Source organism: Jidongwangia harbinensis, assembly GCF_020216025.1.
GTDB lineage: Bacteria > Actinomycetota > Actinomycetes > Mycobacteriales > Micromonosporaceae > Actinoplanes > Actinoplanes harbinensis.
Window position 1 is genome coordinate 29,240 of sequence record NZ_JAIWNC010000027.1, and the last position, 18,657, is coordinate 47,896.

An 18,657-nucleotide genomic window follows, 5' to 3' on the forward strand; every position below is an offset into this window, starting at 1 on the left:
CGGTGACGGCCGCCGGGTCACCCCTGGAGCAATCATGACCAACTTGAATCGCCGCCGCGTCCTCTTCGGTGGCGCCGCGGTCGGCGCCGGCGCGCTGCTCTCCGCGTGCACCAGCAACACCCCCGCCGAGAACACCCAGGTCAACACCAATCAGGACACCGAGGCCAACCCGAACGCGGCGCCCGGGCAGAAGGTCATCATCGGGTTCTCCGCGCCCGCGGCGGACCACGGCTGGATCGCCGCCATCACCAACAACGCCAAGGCGCAGGCCCAGGCGTACTCCGACGTGGAGTTCCGGTCCGTCGAGGCGGGCGCGGACGCGGCCGCCCAGCGGGCCGCGCTGTCCACACTGATCGCGCAGAAGCCGAACGTCATCGTGCTGCTGCCGCACGACGGCAAGGAGCTCAACGCGGCCGGGCTGCAGGCCATGCAGGCCGGCATCCCGGTGGTCAACCTGGACCGGGCCTTCCCGGACCCGAAGGCGTACCGGCTGCAGATCAAGGGCGACAACTTCGGCATGGGCGTGGCCGCCGGCACCTACATCGGCGAGCAGCTCAAGGCCAAGGGCGTGGCCAAGCCGATCATCGGCGAGATCCCCGGCATCGACTCCCTCGAGCTGACCCAGGAACGCTCGGCCGGCTTCAAGCAGGCACTGGCGACGTTCGGTTTCACCGTGGCGAACCGGCGTCCGGCCGAGTTCACCGCGGACAGCGGCCAACGGGCGGCCAGCGACCTGTTGCAGGCGCTGCCGAAGATGGACGCGGTCTGGAACCACGACGACGACCAGGGCATCGGCGTGCTGGCCGCGGTCAACCAGGCGAACCGCAAGGAGTTCTTCATGGTCGGCGGCGCCGGCTCGAAGGCGGCCATCGACGCGATCACGGCGGACAACAGCGTGCTGAAGGCGACCGTCACGTACAGCCCGTCGATGGCGTCGTCGGCGATCTCGCTGGCCCGGCTGATCGGCCAGGGCAAGGGCATGTCCGACCTCGTCGAGCTGCAGGTGCCCAAGGAGATCACCCTCGCCTCCGAGACGATCACCAAGGAAAACGCCGCCAAGTACGCCAAGCTCGGTTTCTGACCAGCGGGTTTACGAGAACAGGAGATCACCATGAGGCAGCTGCGGGTCGGCATGGTCGGCTACGCGTTCATGGGCGCCGCGCACTCTCAGGCGTGGCGTACCGTCAACCACGCCTTCGACCTGCCGCTGTCGGCACAGATGTCGGTGGTCTGCGGCCGCAGCGACGCGGGAGTCGCCGCTGCGGCCGCCCAGCACGGCTGGGACGCGCACGCCACGGACTGGCGGGCGGTGGTCGCCCGGGACGACATCGACCTGATCGACATCTGTACGCCGGGAGACACGCACGCCGAGATCGCGCTGGCCGCGCTCGCCGCCGGCAAGCACGTGCTCTGCGAGAAGCCGCTGGCCAACACGGTGGCCGAGGCGCGGGAGATGGCCGCGGCCGCGACCCAGGCGGAAAGCCGGGGGGTACGCGCGATGTGCGGCTTCAACTACCGCCGGGTGCCCGCCGTGGCGCTGATGCGGCAGATGGTGGAGTCCGGACGGATCGGCACCGTCCGCCACGTACGGGCGGTGTACCTGCAGGACTGGATCGTCGATCCGGAGTTCCCGCTGGTCTGGCGGCTCCGCAAGGACGTGGCCGGGTCCGGGGCGCTGGGCGACATCGGTGCGCACATCGTCGACCTCACCCAGTTCGTCACCGGTTCGTCGATCACCTCGGTGAGCGCGCTGACCGAGACGTTCATCAAGGAGCGGCCGCTGCCGTCGGAGTCGGCCGGGCTGGCCGCCACCGGCAACGGGCACGGCGTCGGCGAGGTCACCGTGGACGACGCCGCGCTGTTCCTGGCCCGGCTCGACTCGGGGGCGGTGGCCACGTACGAGGCCACCCGGTTCGCCACCGGGCGCAAGAACGGCCTGCGGGTGGAGCTGAACGGCTCGCTCGGCTCGGTGGCGTTCGACTTCGAGCGGATGAACGAGCTGGAGTTCTACGACGCCACCCGGCCCACCGCGGAGCAGGGCTTCACCCGGATCCTGGTGACCGAGCCGGACCACCCGTACATGGCGGCGTGGTGGCCGCCGGGTCACCTGATCGGCTACGAGCACTCGTTCACGCACGAGGTGCGCGACCTCATCGAGGCCATCGGCACCGAGCAGAACCCCACGCCGTCGTTCACCGACGCGCTGCAGGTGCAGCTCGTCCTGGACGCGGTGGAACGCTCCGCCGCCTCCGGCAACTGGACCGACGTGGAGTCCACTCTGGCGGCCGTGTAGTTCGAGCGCTGGTGTTCCAGTGGAGCGCTCCAGTGGAACACCAGTGTCGTAGATGTCGTCGTACGCCCGGAGGGACGGCGCGGTTGCGCCCCGCGCCGGCGGGCGTACGACGGGAGCGGCTGCCCGGCCCGCTCCGGGGTTCCGGGCGGACCGGGTAGCCGCAGTACCACCCACCGTGCATGGATCATCGGCACGTGCAGGCGTACGTGTGATCGTTTGGTACATGCCCGAAGATGCACATAGTGCATGATCACGATGTCCAACGTGGCCGGTCGACGGGCCTTGCGAGGCTTCCCGGAGCAGCTCACCAGGGGCGCGGACATCGGTAAACATAGATCGATTGAACCGGAGCGGATCATGTCCGCGCCGGTCACGGCGTCGCACGGCCGGTACGCCGCTGATCCGGTGTGCGGTTGAGTCTCGTATCCGGGGGCAGATAACCCCCACGGATGGAGGCGTCATGGCAACGCATCGCTCCGCCACGCGTGCGTCGAAGATCGACGTCCACTTGGTCCATACTGGAACCGCGAGCACGGGCGTCTGCACGTGCACCTGCACCAGTGCACCGGTCCAGGGAGGGTTCTGATGCGGCTGCGCCACCATTCCGGCCGAATCGTCCACCTCAGCCATGGCATCAACGTCCATCCGGCGCGGAATCTGCCCGCCGTGATCGAACAACTCGACACCTACGCCACCGCGATCCGCGCCCGGCTCGGTGTCGACACCCTCGGCGTGAGCCTCTGGCTGCCGCCCACCCTCGCCGCCGCCCTCGCTGTGGACGGTCGCGCCCGTACCCGGCTGCGTGCCGAACTCGACGCCCGCGGGCTCGAGGTCGTCACGCTGAGCGGCGTGCCGTACGCCGAGGGCGGCGGCGAGGAATCCTCCGACACCAACCGTCACGTACCCGACTGGAGCGACCCGGCCCGGCTGGAGTACACGCTGGACCTCGCCCGCATCCTCGTCGACCTGCTGCCCGAGGACGCCGTCCGGGGCGCGGTCACCACCCTGGGCCTGGGCCGGCGCGCCGGCTGGGACACCGCCAAGGAGAAGGCCTGCGCCCGGATGATGGGCCGGCTCTCCGCCGGGCTGGGCGAGGTCGCCTGGCAGACCGGCCGGGCGGTCCGGGTGGGCATGCAACCCGAGCCCGGCTGCGTGCTGGACGCCACCGACGAGATCATCGACGCGCTGCAACGGGTCGACAAGGACCGCGTCGGGATCTGCCTCGACCTGGCGAACCTCGCCTGCACCTGGGAGGAACCGGCCGACGCCCTGGACCGGCTCACCGCGGCCGGCATCTCGGTGATCCGGGTCCAGCTGGCCGCGGCGGTCGAGGTCGCCGACCCGGTCGGGGCCGCCGAGGAGCTGCGCGGGTACGTCGAACCCGGCCACCAGCACCAGGTCACCAACCCGGCCGGCGCGTACGTGGACGACCTCACGGCGGCGCTCGAGGACATGCCGCCCGGCCCGTGGCGGATCCGGTACCACGTACCCCTGCACGGCCGGACCGACCCGCCGGCGACCGCCACCACCGGGGTGTGGCGCGGCGCGCTGCGCCACCTGATGGGCGGTGACCTGCCCGGCACCGAGTACCTCGACGTGGAGGCCAACGCCTGGGCGCCCGGCCGGCGGCCGTCCGACCCGGCGGCGCTCGCGGACGGCATCGCGGCGGAGCTCGCGTACACCAAGGGGGAGCTGGCCGACCTCGGCCTGTCGCCCCCTGAGCTGACTTGCTCCGCTTCGCTCCGCGGGCAGTCGCCTGATAACCGCTGAGTTGCGGCACGCTGCACCGGCCGCACACCCCGCGGCCGCCGCACCGCACCACAACTCACCGGCGGCTGAGCTGACCTGCTCCGCTTCGCTCCGCGGGCAGTCGCCTGATAACCGCTGAGTTGCGGCACGCTGCACCGGCCGCACACCCCGCGGCCGCCGCACCGCACCACAACTCACCGGCGGCGACTGCTGCGGGGTTTCGTGGTGGCGGGGCGGGCTCTAGAGTCGGAGCAGGTGCCGCCGCGACGGGTGGGCCCGCCCGGGAGGCGCAAACCCGGTCGTGCCGCTCCGCCTGCCGCGCCGCGCCGTCTCCGGCCGGCCTCCCTCACCGGCCACATCTGCATGCACCGGGAACGACGAGGGAGATGACATGGCGCGACCCATTACGCTCTTCACCGGCCAGTGGGCCGATCTGCCGTTCGACGAGGTCTGCCGGCTGGCGTCCGAGTGGGGCTACGACGGGCTGGAGATCGCCTGCTGGGGCGACCACTTCGAGGTGGACCGGGCCCTCGCCGAGGACGACTACGTCCAGCGCAAGCGCGACCAACTGGCCAAGCACAACCTGCAGGTCTTCGCGATCTCCAACCACCTGGCCGGCCAGGCGGTCTGCGACCATCCGATCGACGAGCGGCACAAGGACATCCTGCCGGGCGCGGTCTGGGGCGACGGCGACCCCGAGGGGGTACGCACCCGCGCCGCCGAACGCATGAAGGACACCGCCCGGGCCGCCGCCAAGTTCGGCGTCGACACGGTCATCGGGTTCACCGGGTCGTCGATCTGGCACACGGTCGCGATGTTCCCGCCCGTACCCCCGGCCATGATCGACCGCGGCTACCAGGACTTCGCCGACCGGTGGAACCCGATCCTCGACGTGTTCGACGAGGTGGGCGTGCGCTTCGCGCACGAGGTGCATCCGAGCGAGATCGCGTACGACTACTGGACCACCCGCCGCACCCTGGACGCCATCGGGCACCGGCCCGCGTTCGGCCTGAACTGGGACCCGTCGCACTTCGTCTGGCAGGACCTGGACCCGGTCAACTTCATCCTGGAGTTCGCCGACCGGATCTACCACGTCGACTGCAAGGACGCGAAGGTCCGCACCGGTGACGGCCGCCGCGGCCGGATGAGCTCCCACCTGCCCTGGGCCGACCTGCGGCGCGGCTGGGACTTCGTGTCCACCGGCCACGGCGACGTGCCCTGGGAGGACTGCTTCCGGGCCCTCAATGCGATCGGGTACGCCGGACCGCTCTCGATCGAGTGGGAGGACGCCGGCATGGACCGCCTCGTCGGCGCCCCGGAAGCGTTGCAGTTCGTCCGCCGGCTGGCGTTCGACGCCCCGTCCGCCGCGTTCGACGCCGCGTTCTCGTCCTCCTCCTGACCCGTCCCACGCTGAAGGCCGCCCCACGGATGCGGAGCGGCCTTCAGCGAGACGGCATCAGTACGTGGTGCTGGTGCTGCTCTTGCTGTTCGAACCGGCCAACGAGTCGGTCGGCGCGGTCAGCGTGTCGTCGCTGCTGCTGCTCGTCGTGGAAAGCTTCTCGCCGAGCTTGGACGAACCGATCTTGTCCTTGCCCTCGGAGTAAAGCTTGTTGGCCTGCTGCTGGGCGACACCGGCAGCTTCCTGCACGGTCGGGTGCTCCCACACCTTGCGGGCGTTGGCAGCGATCTCTTCGTACTTCTCCCGGCCGGCACGGCTGCCCAGGACGAAGCCCGCCGCGAGACCACTGATGAACATGAGCTTTCCGCGCATGGCGGCTCCTTCCGTTCGTGACGCGCGTGCGTCTGTCGGAGTGCATACCCATACTGCCGCTCCGTCATTCCCCGCACCCGTGTTTCGTCCGGGTGTCGCCGCATTCCGGCGCGTCGTCCACCCTCCGTGCGCGCGGCGCGCCGGGTCATGTACTGTAGTTCCGGTCGCTCGGGTGGCTCGCAGACGCGGGTGGTCCGGCGCCGTGATCCCCTGTAGCTCAATTGGCAGAGCAGCCGGCTGTTAACCGGCAGGTTATTGGTTCGAGTCCAATCGGGGGAGCTTTTCCGCAGGTCAGACGCGCACATCGGGCGCGTCCGTTAATGGTTATAACACCAGACCTCACCTATCACCTCGTTCCCGTCGAACTCCGGGACGGCGGTTCGTGTGCGGTTCGTGTGACAATCCCGCCGTGCTGGAACGAGACGACGCGGACCTGATCGCCTATCTGGCGGAGCGGCCCGGTGCGGGGGTCTTCTCCCTGCGCTCCGGCGACGAGGCGGCGGCGATGGCGGCGCTGCGCGACGCGGCGGACGCGGTACGCGCGATCCCGCATCCGGACGAGCCCGGCGAACCCCTGCCGAACTGGGTGGATGCCCTGCTCGGCGACGACGGTCCCACCCTGCATCTGGACCTGCAGGACCGCTCCGACCACGCCCCACAGGTGATCGCGGCGATCGTCGGGGCCGTGGAGGCGGCCGGGGCGGACGGCCGGCTGACCCCGGTACGCCCGCCCGAGCCACCGTTCGACTACGACCCCGAGGCACACATCCTCGGCGAGCCGACGTACTTCCTCGACGAACTGGACGGGCGCGGCCTGCCACCGGCGTTCCCCCCGGGATTCCCGGTGCCGGCCGGCGCGGCGCTCGTCATCGCCCAGCAGTCCACTCAGGACACCTGGCAGCATGCGGCCTGGCGCCGCTCCCGGCCGTTCGCCGAGTACCGGACCGTGCTGCACCGGTTCGGCTGCGAGCTGGAAGCGGTCGACGCCACCCACCCCTACCTGGCGGCCACCGGCATGACCCGCCACCTGTTCCGGCATCCGGCCGGCACCGGCAGCGTCTCGTTCTACGCCGCCGCCCGCCGGCACTACGTCAGCGTGGTGTGGCGGCCCGCCGCCTGACCGTCCCGTCACACTCTTCTTTCCTCTTCTGCCGCCTCTCCGCAGATGCGCCGTTAGGCTGAGGTCTGCGTCGTTCGTCCCGTGGTGAGGTGCCCGTGTCGCAGCCCGTTGAGGTGGACGTCGTCATCGTGGGCGGCGGACTCGCCGGACTGGCCGCTGCCCGGCGGCTCGACCGGGCCGGAGTGGAGTGGCTGCTGGTCGAGGCGTCCGACCGGCTCGGTGGCCGGGTCGCCACCGACGTCGTCGACGGCTGGCGGCTGGACCGCGGCTTCCAGGTGCTCAACACCGCGTACCCCCGGGTGCCCGCCCTGGTCGACGTCGACGCGCTCGACATGCGGTACTTCACGTCCGGTGTCCTGGTCCGCCGGGCCGGCGCACTGCACCGCCTGGAGAACCCGCTGCGCGACCCGTTCGGCGCCCCGCAGACCCTGTCGTCCGGCGTCGGCACGTTCACCGACCGCCTCAAGTTCGCGGCGCTCGCCACCCGCTGCGCCACCTACCCGCCGGCCCGCCTGCTCGGCGCGCCCGAGATGACCACCCAGGAGGCGCTGCGCAAGGCCGGCCTGTCGCACCGGATCATCGAAGAGGTGCTGCGGCCCTTCCTGTCCGGGGTGTTCGCCGACCGCTCACTCGACACGTCCAGCCACGTTCTGGCGATGGTGCTGCGCTCGTTCGCCCGGGGCCGCATCGGCGTACCCGCCGCCGGCATGGCCGCACTGCCCGCCGCGGTCGCCGGCCCCCTGCCGTACCCCCAGCTCCTGGTCGGCGCCCGCACCATGTCCGTGGCCCCCGGCACGGTGATCACCGAGGGCGGCGAGATCCGCTGCCGTGCCGTGATCGTCGCCACCGACCCGGCCACCAGCGCGCACCTGCTGCCCGGCCTGCCCCGCCCCGACATGCACGGCCTCACCACGTTCTACTTCGGCGCCGACCACGCGCCCCTCGACGAGCCCACGCTGCTGCTCGACGGCGACCGCCGGGAAATCGTCGCGAACACCGTCGTGCTCAGCAACGCCGCCCCCGAGTACGCCCCCGGCGGCAAGAGCCTGATCGCCGCGTCCGTCGTCGGCGTGTCCGCCCCGTCCGGCGCGTCCGAGGCCGTCGTCCGTGTCGAACTGGCCCGGATGTACGGCGTACCCACCGACGACTGGGACCTGCTCAGCGTGGTGGCCATCCCACAGGCGCTGCCCGCCGCGCCGGTACCCCAGGGCCAGCTCCGCAAGGCGGTGGACCTCGGCAACGGCCTGTTCGTCGCCGGCGACCACCGCGACAGCCCGTCGATCCAGGGCGCGCTGGCCGGCGGATGGCGTACCGCGGGGGCGGTCCTGGCGTCACTGGGCGCGCCCAGCCTGATCTAGCTGGTCTCCGGCTCCGTCCACCGCACCGGGAGTGCCGGCCTGCCCTGATCGCCCGCCCTGATCTAGCTGGTCTCCGGCCCCGTCCACCGCACCGGGAGTGCCGGCCTGCCCTGGACGTCCGCCCGCCCGACGAAGACGGCGCCGTCGTCCGCCCCGGGGTCCGCCAGACCGCCGCGCCCGCTCGTCACCACCAGCGTCGACCCGGCCACGCACACACTGGTCGGCTGCTTCGCCGGCACCGCCACCCGCCGGTCCAGCACCCCGTCCGGCCGGTACCGGTGCACCGCCCCGCCCCCGAACAACGCCACCCACAGAAACCCGTCCGCATCCATCGTCAACCCGTCCGGTGCACCCTCCGCCGGATCGAACCGCAGGAACGGACGCCGCCCGCTCAACTCCCCGGACGCCGGCTCCACATCGAAGCGGTCCACATGCCCCAGAGGTGTGTCGGACAGGAACATGGTGCGCCCGTCCGCGGTGAACGCCGGCCCGTTCGCAATGGTCAGATCGCGCAGAACGGTGTGGACCCGGCCGTCCGGATCGAGGCGGTACAGCGCCCCCGCCTTCGGCGACTGGTCACAGGCCATGCTGCCGGCCCAGAACCGCCCCGCCGGATCCGCCACCGCGTCGTTCATCCGCCACGCCTTACCGGTCACCGGCACCGGCTCGGCAACCCGGCGTACCCCCTCAGGTGCGATCATGGCGAAGCCGGTCCCCGCCGCGGCCAACCACCGTCCGTCCTCGACCGGCGCGACCGCCGCCAGCGGCTCGGAGAGCCGGGCCACCTCGGTCAGCGCTCCCGGCCCCTCCACCGGCGTGCTGAACAGCCGCCCCGCCGGGATGTCCACCAGGACCACCCGGTCACCCACCCAGCGGGAGCCTTCGCCCAGTTCGAGCCGGTCCGGAGTCAGTACGCTGAGGTCGGTCATGGCACGCTGATCCCCACCACCGGGCGGTTCTAACCGTTCGCCCGCTCCTGGGAGCCGGGTGGTGGAGGGGCGCGACGCGCTGAGGTGGGAAGTTCAGTGGCTGGGGGTTGAACCCGCGGGATAGGATCGCCGCCGGTACGGGGGCGGTAGCTCAGCGGGTTAGAGCAGGGGACTCATAATCCCTCGGTCGCGGGTTCGAGTCCCGCCCGCCCCACCAACCTTGGCATTGCGCGAACCGCGTCGTCGGGGCCGGGGACCTTGAACACTGGGATGACTTGGTCGTCCTCGGTGATCCGGATTTCCGCGATCGGTTGCTCGATGGTGGCCTTCCGCTCGGCTGAGCTGCCGGCCGTGATGACGTGTGCCAGGTGGTCGCGGATGCGGTCGAGCGTGGCGGGCGACGGCGCGACCGGTTCGTCTTCGATGGCGTCGGCGATCTCGTCCCGCCGGACGGTGAGCGCGTCGATTTCGGTGCGCAGTTCGCGTAGCCGGGTTCCGGCGTCGGCTTCGTCCATGGTCCCGTTCTCGAACGCGGCCCGGTAGCGGTTCCTCGCTGCTGTCTTGGCGGTGATGGTGGTTTCGATGGCGTCGAGTTCGCCGCGCCGGTCGGCGTTGGCGGTGCGGTGGTGGTGTTGGGCGCGGGTGATGGCGTCGGCGATGAGCCGGTCGGCGTTGCGGTAGAAGTCGTAGAGCGCTTGCAGAGTGGCGGCGTCCATGGCGGTCGCGTCGAGGCGTGGGGCGTCGCATCCGTGGGCGCCGTACCGGACGCGGGAGTAGCAGGTGTAGTACCGGTAAAGCCGGTTGCGGCCCTTGGCTGAGGTGCCGATGTACTTGTTCCCGCAGTGGGGGCAGGTGATCAGGCCGGTGAGGTGGTAGTCGGAGTCGCTCATGGTTCGCTGGTGGTGGGCGTCGGTACGGGCTTCGGCGATGTCGCGGACGCGGCGCCAGGTGTCGGCGTCGATGAGGGCTTCGTGGGCGCTGGTGACGTGCACGTCGCCGTAGACGATGTCGCCGGTGTAGGCGGGGTTGTCGAGGATGCGGCCGATCGTCATGCCGGACCATTTCTTGCCTTGGCGGTTTCCGATTTCGCGCCGGTTGAGTGTGTCGGCGATGGCGCGGGTGCCGAGTCGCTGGTTGACGTAGAGGTGGACGATTTCGCGCAGGATCGGCGCTTCGGTTTCATGGGGGACGAGCTTTTGTGCCTGCGGTTCGACTCGGTAGCCGTAGGGGCGGTGACCGCCGGGCCATTTACCTTTCGCTGCTTTGGCGTTCATTCCGTTGACGACGCGGTCGATAATAGTTTCCCTCTCGAATTCGGCGAATACTCCCAGCAGTTGAACAAGCATTCTGCCGATGGAGGTCGACGTGTCGAAGGGTTCGGTGGCGGATACGAACGCGACTCCGGCGTTGTCGAGTTCGGTGAGCAGGCCGAGTAGGTCGGAGAGTCGGCGGGTGAACCGGTCGACGCGGTAGACCAGCAGGACGTCGAAGCGTCCCGCTTTCGCGGCGCGTAACGCACGTTGCAGGCCGGGCCGGTCGGTGGTCGCTCCGGACGCGTCGTCGGAGGACGGTTCGGGCAGTGCTACCTAGCCGGGCTGGGAGTTGATGTAGGACGTGAGGGCGGTGATCTGGGCGTCGATGGAGAACGGCTGGTGTTCGTCGTCCGTGGATCGCCGCACGTAGACGGCGATGCGGCGGTTACCGGCCGGTGTGTCACCGAGTCCGGTTCGGGGCCGGCGACGTCTTGCCCGGGGCGTGGTCGCTGCCATGTGGTGTGCTCCCTTCTTTCGGGGAGTGGCCGGTGGCGGCGCAGGATTGGTGGCCGCCACCGGCACTGAATCGTCCTGTCGAGTTATGCGGCGGTGCCGGGTTGTTCATGATGGTGCCGTTCGTAGCGGGCGATGAGCACAGCGAGTGTTTCCACGGCGTCGGCGTACTCGGTGTCGGTCATGGTGACCGTTTCAATGTGCCCGATGGTGATGTCGGTGATAGCGGATTGGCCGCGCCTGGTAGTTTTTCGGCGGGTGTGACTGCTGATTTCATGATACCCGGAATCGGGGTTGCTATGGGGGTCGCTGCCCATGGGCCTCCACAAGGAGCTGTATTCTCTTCGCCGCCAAATAGCTGGTGCACATTTGGCCCCACCCTCCTTTCGTTGCGTTGTTGTGGGGTGTGTGCGGGTCAGCGCTGCCGGACGCCCGAGGTGGCGACCGGCAGCCTGGGGCCGATCCGTGCTCCGGTGTGTGCGGGTACGGGTTCATGCGGCATCTCGCGCGAGGTCGGTGATGGCCGTGCTGAGTTCGGCCAAGGTCAGGGCACCACCGCGGTGCTGGTGCAGCCACCACACCGGCCCTGCAGGGTGACCGGGCTCTTCGACCCGATGGTCAGTGGCCGGGGCGCGGCCGCTGTGACCGTGTACCGCGGTGGCGGTGGGGTAGCCGGTCCGGGCGCTGTTGAGTGCGTCGTGCAGGTGGCGTTCACGGGCCGGACCGGGCAGCCAGAACAGCACCGGCCACAGCCGACCGGTGACCCGAGCGAGGTCGTGGTAGCCGCCGACCTTGCCCACCAGGCGGCTCAGCGGTTCGGTGCCGGTGTCGTACTCCAGGAAGAACGCCGTCGAGGCGCCCTGGTCGGTGAAGATGCCGTGCCCGTCCGGGCGGACTGTCGGCCGGTATGCCAGGGCAGTCCCGTCTACCCGGCCGCCGGAGCGAACGTGGCCGGTGAAGGCACCGGCCTGCTGACAGCGCGCAGCCGACCACCACCGGCTCAATGCGGCGCCTGGGTGGGTTCGGGCGTGGGCGGCCAGTTGGGTGAAGAATTCGTTGACACCCAACAGATGCGGCAGGTTGGCCCGGCTGGTCAGATGCCACCGCCGCAACCGGGCATGGTCCCGACGCGGCATCGGTTCGCCGCGCTGACTGGCCATCACGTCGGAGCCGAGTTGAGCGAGCACCCAGTGATACGGATACGAGCCGCCGTCCGGGCGCTGCGGTCGGAACCGGTCAATCAGCTGCTTGCTCATCAACTCCCGCAGACGGCGCTGGGCGAAGTTGACCGACGGAAACAACCCGGCGGCGATCTGTTCGGTCGTCAGCACGCCGTGATCGGCCAGCCAGCCCAACAGCACCAGATCCCGCTGGGTCAACCCGGCCTGCACCCTCATGATCGACTCACCCATGGGGGCCGCCCTGGCTATCGGCGTTGCGGCGTCTTCCCCACCGGGGGATCCCCAGGAAGGGATCAGTCGTAGCGGCGCTGCAAGTTCTGACAGCGGTCGTGTGCTGCGCTGTCAGGCCCAACAGCACGTCCTCTTGGGGGTCCCGATCAAGCAGGACACCCAACCGCACTCCCGCCGGGATATCCAGCAGGACGGCGGAAACAACCGAGTTCCGGTGACCAGCAAGGTGCCGGTGACAGACACGATCCGAGATCATCAACTACTCCAGCGGCAGCGACGGACGGCAACGGCCGACATCAACGCCACCGGAGCACGCCGCAACCGGCGTGACCAGAGCAGTTCGATTTGGCCGTGAGGAGCAAGGCGCCGGCCACGCAGACACGCGCCACCACGGGGCTCTACCGGGCCGCAGCGCACGCATCCGGCGTGCCGGACACCGGGGCTCAACTCACCGGTGTGGATACCTGATTCGGGGTCCGCCCGATCACCGGAGCCGCCCGATGCCAACCGGCTGCCCACAGTCCTCAGACCCGTGAACCGGCTTGCTCACTTAAGGCTGCATAGGCACGGGTCCCAGCGGACGGGCAACCGGCCACACGGGATACACCATCAGGAGAAGCCCAACCGGCCCCAACGATCAACCGCGTTGTCGGGCTTTCGCAGATGACGAACACTTCAAGGGACGGGTGTTCGGAAGATCCACTGGAGCTGCGGCGCGTCAGAGTCGGTAACCCTCGTCCGAAACCTACGAGCCCCGTGCCCAGCCGCCGGGCACGGGGCCACGCTGCCAATGGCAACCGCAGGTCACCGCTGGATCTCGCTGGCGGTCATCGGTCACCGCCAGCGAGGTATCGCGACCACCAAGCTACCCATCTTGTCTTCTCTTGTCTACCTTCGTATCGCCTCGTAGCTGCCGATAGGCATACGTGGCACCCTTCGTAAGTTGGCGCTCGTGAGCCCACGACCGGTACGCAACGACGGACCTGTGCCGGTCTACGTCCAGATCGCCGACTACATCGAGGACGACATCAGGACCGGACGGCTCCAGGCGCACGACCGCATCCCCACCGAGAACGACATGCACGCCGAGTGGGGCGTCGCCAGAACAACGGCACGACGCGCGGTCAACCTGCTGCGGGAACGAGGACTGGTCTACACCGTCCCGCAAAGAGGCACCTTCGTGAATCCCTAATGACCTTGGAGTTGGGTAGTGGGTTCCAGCCAGTACCGCAGCGAGCTCGATCGGAAGCGCCGCCAACGCGTTGAAGCTGAGGAGAAGGCCGGAAAGGCTCGCATTAAGGAGACCGAGAGGCGCACGGCAGCGGCCAGCGCCAGAGCCGCCGCTGGTAGATCGAAGAGCTCAACAACAGTTGCGAGCAAGCTCCGCGAGGCCGAGCGCTTTGAGCGAGAAGCGGCTGCGGCGGGCAAGGACGCCAACACCTGGCAGAAGCGTGCCGCACAGTACGCCAAGGATGAACTCAAAGCGCAAATCAATCTCGCCAATGCCGAGCGCTCAGAAGCTGCCGCAGATGAGCGTCGAAGGGCGCGGGAAGCTCAGCAGGCTGCACGTCGAGACGCAGCCGAGAAGGCTGCTACACGTCAACGACTGGAGGCAACGGAGGCGTTGATCAGCGGAGCCTTGAGAAGGATGCCGGCCCCGAAGGCGGAACGTCTGCGGGTCCTGATTCTCGGTGCAGCGTCCAGCGGCGATCTGCGGATCGGCAGGGAGCAGAAGCGGATACGAGCTGCGGTAGAAAGCGCGCTCCACCGTGAGCTGATCGTCCTTGACGTCCGGCCTGCTGCCACCACGGGTGACCTTCTGGACGGGATCACGAAGTTCCGGCCCCACGTCGTCCACTTCTCGGGGCACACCGATGATGATCTGATCGAATTCGAGGACGACGTGGATGACCAACACGAAGGCGTTGTCGTCACGGCCCGCGCGTTCGCCCGAGCCGTCGCCGCCACGGACAGTCCCCCACTGTTGGTCCTGCTGAACTCGTGCAACTCGGCCAGGCAAATCGGCGGGCTAGTCGAGCGGGTCGCTCCGTTCGCGATCGGCATGGCCGACGAGATCGACGACGGCGACGCGATCACCTATGCGGCTCAGTTCTACGCCGCGGTCGCTAACGGACAGTCGATCCAATCGGCCCACCTGTCCGCCCAGGCTGCACTTGAGCTCGCCGGCCTCTCTGGTAGTGAGTTGCCGATGTTGGCACATGCGCCGGATGCCGATCCGGCGACAACCATCCTCGTCAAACCGGCCACAGAGGTCTGAACAGAAGGACCCCAGCCACGAGGTGCCACACATCGAGCAAGTCACGAAGCAAGGCGGCTGACTTTGCCGCGCAGGTAGATGAAGTTCGATGGTTCTGGCAGTGTTCTCTCCATGGGTGACGACGCAAGCACGGTGAGTAAGAGCTCGCCGGGCGAGGACGAGGAGCGGCTCGGCGAGCGAGAGTGCGCACATTTACTCGGGGTGCCGTGGTTGAGAGTATGGCTTTGGGTTCGGACTGGCCACTTTCCAGTTCCCTCCGGACATGCGAATGGGCGTGCGTGGTGGACCAGGGCTGCTGTACTTAGGTGGGCGGCCGTGGCCCCGTATGGTCTTGCCGGCAGGGCGACGCTTGATCACTGGCCGACGGCGAAGGAGCCAGCTGAGTACAGAGGCGCCGTTGACCTCGACGGGGCGGTGGCTCTCGTGTGGTCCACCGGAGCAGGATCTGTCGCCATGCTGTGGCCGCTGCTGAACCGCCCGGGTCCACAACGCTGGGATCTCAAGGAGAAGCTGGCTGGCGTCGATGTGGTGGTGAAGGTCAACGCAGACTTCGGACACGATGGTCCTGCTATTGACGCGTACCCGCTCGCTGATCCGGAAAAGGTAGACACCTTCGTGCGATGCTCGGATCTGGCGCGTGTTCTCGGTCAACCAATCCCGTACTGGCCCCTAACGCTGCGGGATCGTACGTTGCTGGCCAGGTGGCAGCCCGGGACAGAACCCGTAACGACCCTCGCTCTCAGTGACGTCGACGCCGCTGTGCTGCTGCGGATGGCAGCATTGTATGAGGCCGACGAGGCGGCATCACAAACACTGGTGCATCTGGTGCGCGTCGCTCAGCATCGGAATACGGAGTCGGCCAAGCGCTTCCTGGAGATACTAAGTCGGTGCGCGGCGCCAGATGCTGTCACCGTGGCTGCCTATCCTGTCGATGTCCCGGAGGCCGAGCGAGAGGATCTGGACTCAACGGTCCGACGGGCGGGATGGATTGACATCTTGAGACGCACAGACGCCTTTGCCGACTTGTGCGTTGTCGAGATGATGAACTGGGATGGCGGGGAGGACTCTCCCTTCGGTAACAGCGAGCAAATCAGACTAGATCGCCCGCACGGCGCAGAGTGGGCTCGGCGACTGGAGCCGATTGGCCGAACGGCAGCTCATCGATTGCTCGGCGACCCGAGCGAGTTCGTGGAAACACTAGAAGATCCCCTAACGGGCGCCCCGGCGGTGCGGAAGCGAGACCGAGACGGGGACTACATCGAGACTGCAAGTCTGCAACGCCTGCCTACTACAAGCCCGTTCGCCGAGCTCATTCTGGATTATCCGATCTGGATCCGCACTGCGGACGGAGTTCTGTTTCCTGCGCCGCAGGGTTCCTATTACGGCATTCGGTGGGGTTATTCAGGAAGCGGCCCGGGCAGCCTTGCCCTCATGATCCATGAGCTCTTGGATGACATTACTGCCCATGGACCGGAGGGTGTGTCCGGAGCGTCTGAGGGTCTGGAGCGGCTCACCCAGCTCAAATTCGCGCAGGGGACGGTGCTTCGCCGAGACCAGTTGGAGGCGGCACGCCGTGGGGAGTGGCTACCGACGCTTCCGCCCAGCGACGAGTGAAAGAGCTGGTGGGTGAACGGTCTGGGTGGCTTCACCGATTCTTTCGGCCACAAGTGGTCCGTCGGCGCTAGGTCGCCCCTGGGTCGACACCCGAGATGATGGGGCGACGGCCCATCAGGCGCGGCGCGCAGGATTCTGCGTGTTCACGACGCGCGACGTCATTAGACGGCCCGCATCGGATCGCCGACAACCACGGCGGGGCTGTTCGCGTGGCGCAACCTTCGGCCCACGCTGACTAGCGACATTGTCGCGGCCAACTCCTGTGCCCGGGGCCTGTACAGCAGCAAAGTACAGCAGCACCCTCTCAGCCGAGGGATTCACCCAGTCGCTTTAGCGCGTCGCGGGTCTTCTTCGACGAGAGCGCCATGTAGATCTCCATCGTCACCGAGAAGCGCGCGTGCCGGAGGACCTGCATCGCGACCCTCGGGTGCACGTCTAGGTCGGCCAGGAGGCTTCCGCAGGTCCGTCGCGCGTCCCGGACCGTGATGCGGGGACAACCGGCCTTGGCGCACCGGCGGTCCCAGTAGCGGTTAAGTTGCGCGGCTCGATCGGCGTTCCGAACCGCGTCGTGAACCGAAGATGGATCTCGTTTCCCACGAACGAAAATTCATGATGACGCTTCCGTTGCTTTATGGACGCCTCTTTAGGCTTGGGAGCCTAGAGCGGGTTTAGCGCTTGCGTCATTGCTCCGTGAGGTCTGACGTCTACGCATCTCCGGCATCAGAAGTTTCATCGCTCCGCGCATCCCCGTCACGGCGTCGCTCAGATATTCGACAGAGCGGAACTCGTGAAGCATTTCCTCGACATGTAGGTGCAGATCCTTGATATGTCCAGAGATCGGTTTCTCGGGGACCTCGCCGTCCTCCAGGTCGAAGGATACGATTAGGTCGAAGCCCTTACGAGTGCTTGAGGCGTCTTCAATCGTAAAGCCCTTCGCCTCAAGCGCATCGATCAGCCGACCGCCGTTGGCCAAGACCAAGATGAGCAGCCTCCCCCTCAACATGTCTATTATGGCCTTAGAGGGAAGCGGTAGAAGAAAATATGGCAAATATAGCTCAGCGGATCGGCGCTCGGCGGCTGGAACGGTTCTGATTAGTAGTGAATCTCGACCCGATTTGCTTCTGAGCGTGCTGGAGTTCAGCAGGTGCTGGCTCAGCCTTTCGTCCTTTACGGTCTCTAAGTCAATTCCGTTCGGATCATAGAACGCCACATAGATGAAAGTGTCCTCCACGTCTTGGGAGGCGTAACCATACCTGTAAGCATTTTCAATTATTGCCGCCAGTGCATCATGATTACTAGGCGCGCTTGACTCGGATCTTGCCGTAATAAATGAATTCCCGTCATGCTCTCCAATTTTATTAGCTTCAGCATCTTGGTGAGCCCTCGCCTCACCCATGCGTTTGATCTGCCGAACGACCCGAGGTGGAGGGTTAGTGAAGTATCCGGGCATTTCGTCCGTACCGGAATCGTCAACTGTGCTCGGCGGGTCGAACGAATCCGGCAACGGAGAAGCGGTTATTAAACTGATCTTGTAGGTAGCTTTCCATGAACCGTCATCGTTCACGACGCGGTTCTTGACCTGTGTCTTAAGTTCAACAGTCTGGACGCCATCTGAACGGATAAATGTCACGTCGCCAATACGAAGGCAATCTGTGATGTCGTGAAGCAGGGGAAATCCGAATCCGTCAGCTGCCAACTGCTGCGAAGCCGCCAGCGTTGCACGTTCCCCGTCGGTACCGCACTCCGGTGACACTTTGTCATTTCTGGCGAGGGGATAAATTACCTTCCGGTCTTGGTCTAGATAGAACCAAGCCAGTGCATCGCCGAATCTGCGCGCCTGTTGCCGCGCCCAGCGGAGGTCGCTCAAATTCTCATTGGTTGCAGAGTTTGCATGGCGCTCGCGCTTAGCCGTCGCGATTACGGTGGTGATCGCGGCTTGAATCTCCCGTTGGACCTTCAAGAGGTCAAGCTCGATCTTCCATAGGTCAGCAGCGCTGGAGAACCGTTCATCTACGAGGATAAGTACCAACTCTTCGAGTCGATCCAGAAACTTGCCTGCTTCAGTTGACTCAGGCTGGGTGTGGTTTGACATGATCATTCCTCGGTGGGATTGCACATCTTTCGCCTGCGAAATTCAAAAAGTCGCTATTTCGTGTTTCATAGTGCTATGAAAACCATACCCTGTTTGGTGAGAACTTTCTCTACGGATTTAAAGCGGCCCCTGAACGGGCCGCTCGCGCCGCCGGACCAGGGCCGGCCTACCGGCCGCCGCCGAGCGCTTCTGGTCGCAAGCTCCCGACAGCGTCGGCGGTTACACCCCGCAGGGCGGCGCGAGTGTGAAGTCGACAGGGGGCCGCGGCAAGGTCT

The 18,657-nt window shown here is 67.3% G+C and carries 15 protein-coding genes, 2 tRNA genes and 2 pseudogenes; 12 read left to right on the forward strand and 7 right to left on the reverse strand.

Annotated features, from left to right (window positions below; all coding sequences use genetic code 11):
• Positions 1-34: 34 nt before the first annotated feature.
• The 5 genes from LDL48_RS29155 to LDL48_RS29175 all read left to right on the forward strand — a co-directional run bounded on the left by LDL48_RS29155 (position 35) and on the right by LDL48_RS29175 (position 5,441).
• Entirely contained in the window at positions 35-1,081 is a 1,047-nt protein-coding gene (locus LDL48_RS29155) for a substrate-binding domain-containing protein (RefSeq protein WP_225258442.1), read from the forward strand.
• Positions 1,082-1,111: 30 nt separating this feature from the next.
• Positions 1,112-2,293, forward strand: coding sequence for a Gfo/Idh/MocA family protein (locus tag LDL48_RS29160; RefSeq protein WP_225258443.1), 1,182 nt, complete (start codon positions 1,112-1,114; stop codon positions 2,291-2,293).
• A 246-nt stretch (positions 2,294-2,539) separates the two neighbouring features.
• Positions 2,540-2,710: a hypothetical protein gene (locus LDL48_RS29165; RefSeq protein ID WP_225258444.1), complete on the forward strand. Its 171-nt coding sequence runs from the start codon at positions 2,540-2,542 to the stop codon at positions 2,708-2,710.
• 168 nt (positions 2,711-2,878) lie between these two features.
• The gene (gene eboE / locus LDL48_RS29170; protein ID WP_225258445.1) at positions 2,879-4,063 is read left to right on the forward strand and encodes a metabolite traffic protein EboE; all 1,185 of its coding nucleotides are present in this window, start codon (positions 2,879-2,881) and stop codon (positions 4,061-4,063) included.
• Between the two features lie 370 nt (positions 4,064-4,433).
• Positions 4,434-5,441 carry a sugar phosphate isomerase/epimerase family protein gene (locus LDL48_RS29175; RefSeq protein ID WP_225258446.1) on the forward strand — a complete coding sequence of 336 codons (1,008 nt, stop codon included), beginning with the start codon at positions 4,434-4,436 and terminating at the stop codon, positions 5,439-5,441.
• A 57-nt stretch (positions 5,442-5,498) separates the two neighbouring features.
• On the opposite strand, the gene LDL48_RS29180 is transcribed toward LDL48_RS29175, so the two are convergent.
• Positions 5,499-5,813, reverse strand: coding sequence for a hypothetical protein (locus tag LDL48_RS29180; protein ID WP_225258447.1), 315 nt, complete (start codon positions 5,811-5,813; stop codon positions 5,499-5,501).
• A 206-nt stretch (positions 5,814-6,019) separates the two neighbouring features.
• Between LDL48_RS29180 and LDL48_RS29185 the strand changes: the two genes are divergently transcribed.
• The 3 genes from LDL48_RS29185 (at position 6,020) to LDL48_RS29195 (ending at position 8,291) form a co-directional block, all read left to right on the forward strand.
• A tRNA-Asn gene (locus LDL48_RS29185) sits at positions 6,020-6,092 on the forward strand.
• 130 nt (positions 6,093-6,222) lie between these two features.
• Positions 6,223-6,933: a hypothetical protein gene (locus LDL48_RS29190; RefSeq protein ID WP_225258448.1), complete on the forward strand. Its 711-nt coding sequence runs from the start codon at positions 6,223-6,225 to the stop codon at positions 6,931-6,933.
• A 95-nt stretch (positions 6,934-7,028) separates the two neighbouring features.
• Positions 7,029-8,291, forward strand: coding sequence for an NAD(P)/FAD-dependent oxidoreductase (locus tag LDL48_RS29195; RefSeq protein ID WP_225258449.1), 1,263 nt, complete (start codon positions 7,029-7,031; stop codon positions 8,289-8,291).
• 62 nt (positions 8,292-8,353) lie between these two features.
• Here LDL48_RS29195 and LDL48_RS29200 read toward each other — a convergent pair whose 3' ends face one another.
• Complete coding sequence (locus LDL48_RS29200) at positions 8,354-9,220, reverse strand: SMP-30/gluconolactonase/LRE family protein (RefSeq protein ID WP_225258450.1); 867 nt, start codon at positions 9,218-9,220, stop codon at positions 8,354-8,356.
• 140 nt (positions 9,221-9,360) lie between these two features.
• Between LDL48_RS29200 and LDL48_RS29205 the strand changes: the two genes are divergently transcribed.
• Positions 9,361-9,437 (forward strand) — tRNA-Ile (locus tag LDL48_RS29205).
• Positions 9,438-9,921: 484 nt separating this feature from the next.
• Here the strand turns inward: LDL48_RS29205 and LDL48_RS44710 are convergent.
• The 3 genes and pseudogenes from LDL48_RS44710 to LDL48_RS29220 all read right to left on the reverse strand — a co-directional run.
• A pseudogene (locus tag LDL48_RS44710) lies at positions 9,922-10,800 on the reverse strand (recombinase family protein); the annotation flags it as partial.
• A 272-nt stretch (positions 10,801-11,072) separates the two neighbouring features.
• On the reverse strand, positions 11,073-11,303 hold the full coding sequence (locus LDL48_RS29215) for a hypothetical protein (protein ID WP_225258451.1): 231 nt from the start codon (positions 11,301-11,303) through the stop codon (positions 11,073-11,075).
• A gap of 174 nt (positions 11,304-11,477) precedes the next feature.
• Positions 11,478-12,347 carry a replication-relaxation family protein gene (locus LDL48_RS29220; protein ID WP_225258541.1) on the reverse strand — a complete coding sequence of 290 codons (870 nt, stop codon included), beginning with the start codon at positions 12,345-12,347 and terminating at the stop codon, positions 11,478-11,480.
• Between the two features lie 1,003 nt (positions 12,348-13,350).
• Between LDL48_RS29220 and LDL48_RS29225 the strand changes: the two genes are divergently transcribed.
• From LDL48_RS29225 to LDL48_RS29235, 3 genes are all read left to right on the forward strand, one after another.
• Positions 13,351-13,590, forward strand: a complete 240-nt coding sequence (locus LDL48_RS29225) for a GntR family transcriptional regulator (RefSeq protein ID WP_225258452.1) — start codon at positions 13,351-13,353, stop codon at positions 13,588-13,590.
• Positions 13,591-13,608: 18 nt separating this feature from the next.
• Positions 13,609-14,676 (forward strand): CHAT domain-containing protein, encoded by a 1,068-nt coding sequence (locus tag LDL48_RS29230; RefSeq protein ID WP_225258453.1) that lies wholly within the window; start codon positions 13,609-13,611, stop codon positions 14,674-14,676.
• Positions 14,677-15,129: 453 nt separating this feature from the next.
• Positions 15,130-16,290, forward strand: coding sequence for a hypothetical protein (locus LDL48_RS29235; RefSeq protein ID WP_225258454.1), 1,161 nt, complete (start codon positions 15,130-15,132; stop codon positions 16,288-16,290).
• A gap of 304 nt (positions 16,291-16,594) precedes the next feature.
• Here LDL48_RS29235 and LDL48_RS29240 read toward each other — a convergent pair.
• A pseudogene (locus LDL48_RS29240) lies at positions 16,595-16,869 on the reverse strand (site-specific integrase); the annotation flags it as partial.
• Between the two features lie 64 nt (positions 16,870-16,933).
• Positions 16,934-18,382, reverse strand: coding sequence for a hypothetical protein (locus LDL48_RS29245; protein ID WP_225258455.1), 1,449 nt, complete (start codon positions 18,380-18,382; stop codon positions 16,934-16,936).
• Positions 18,383-18,657 lie beyond the last annotated feature (275 nt).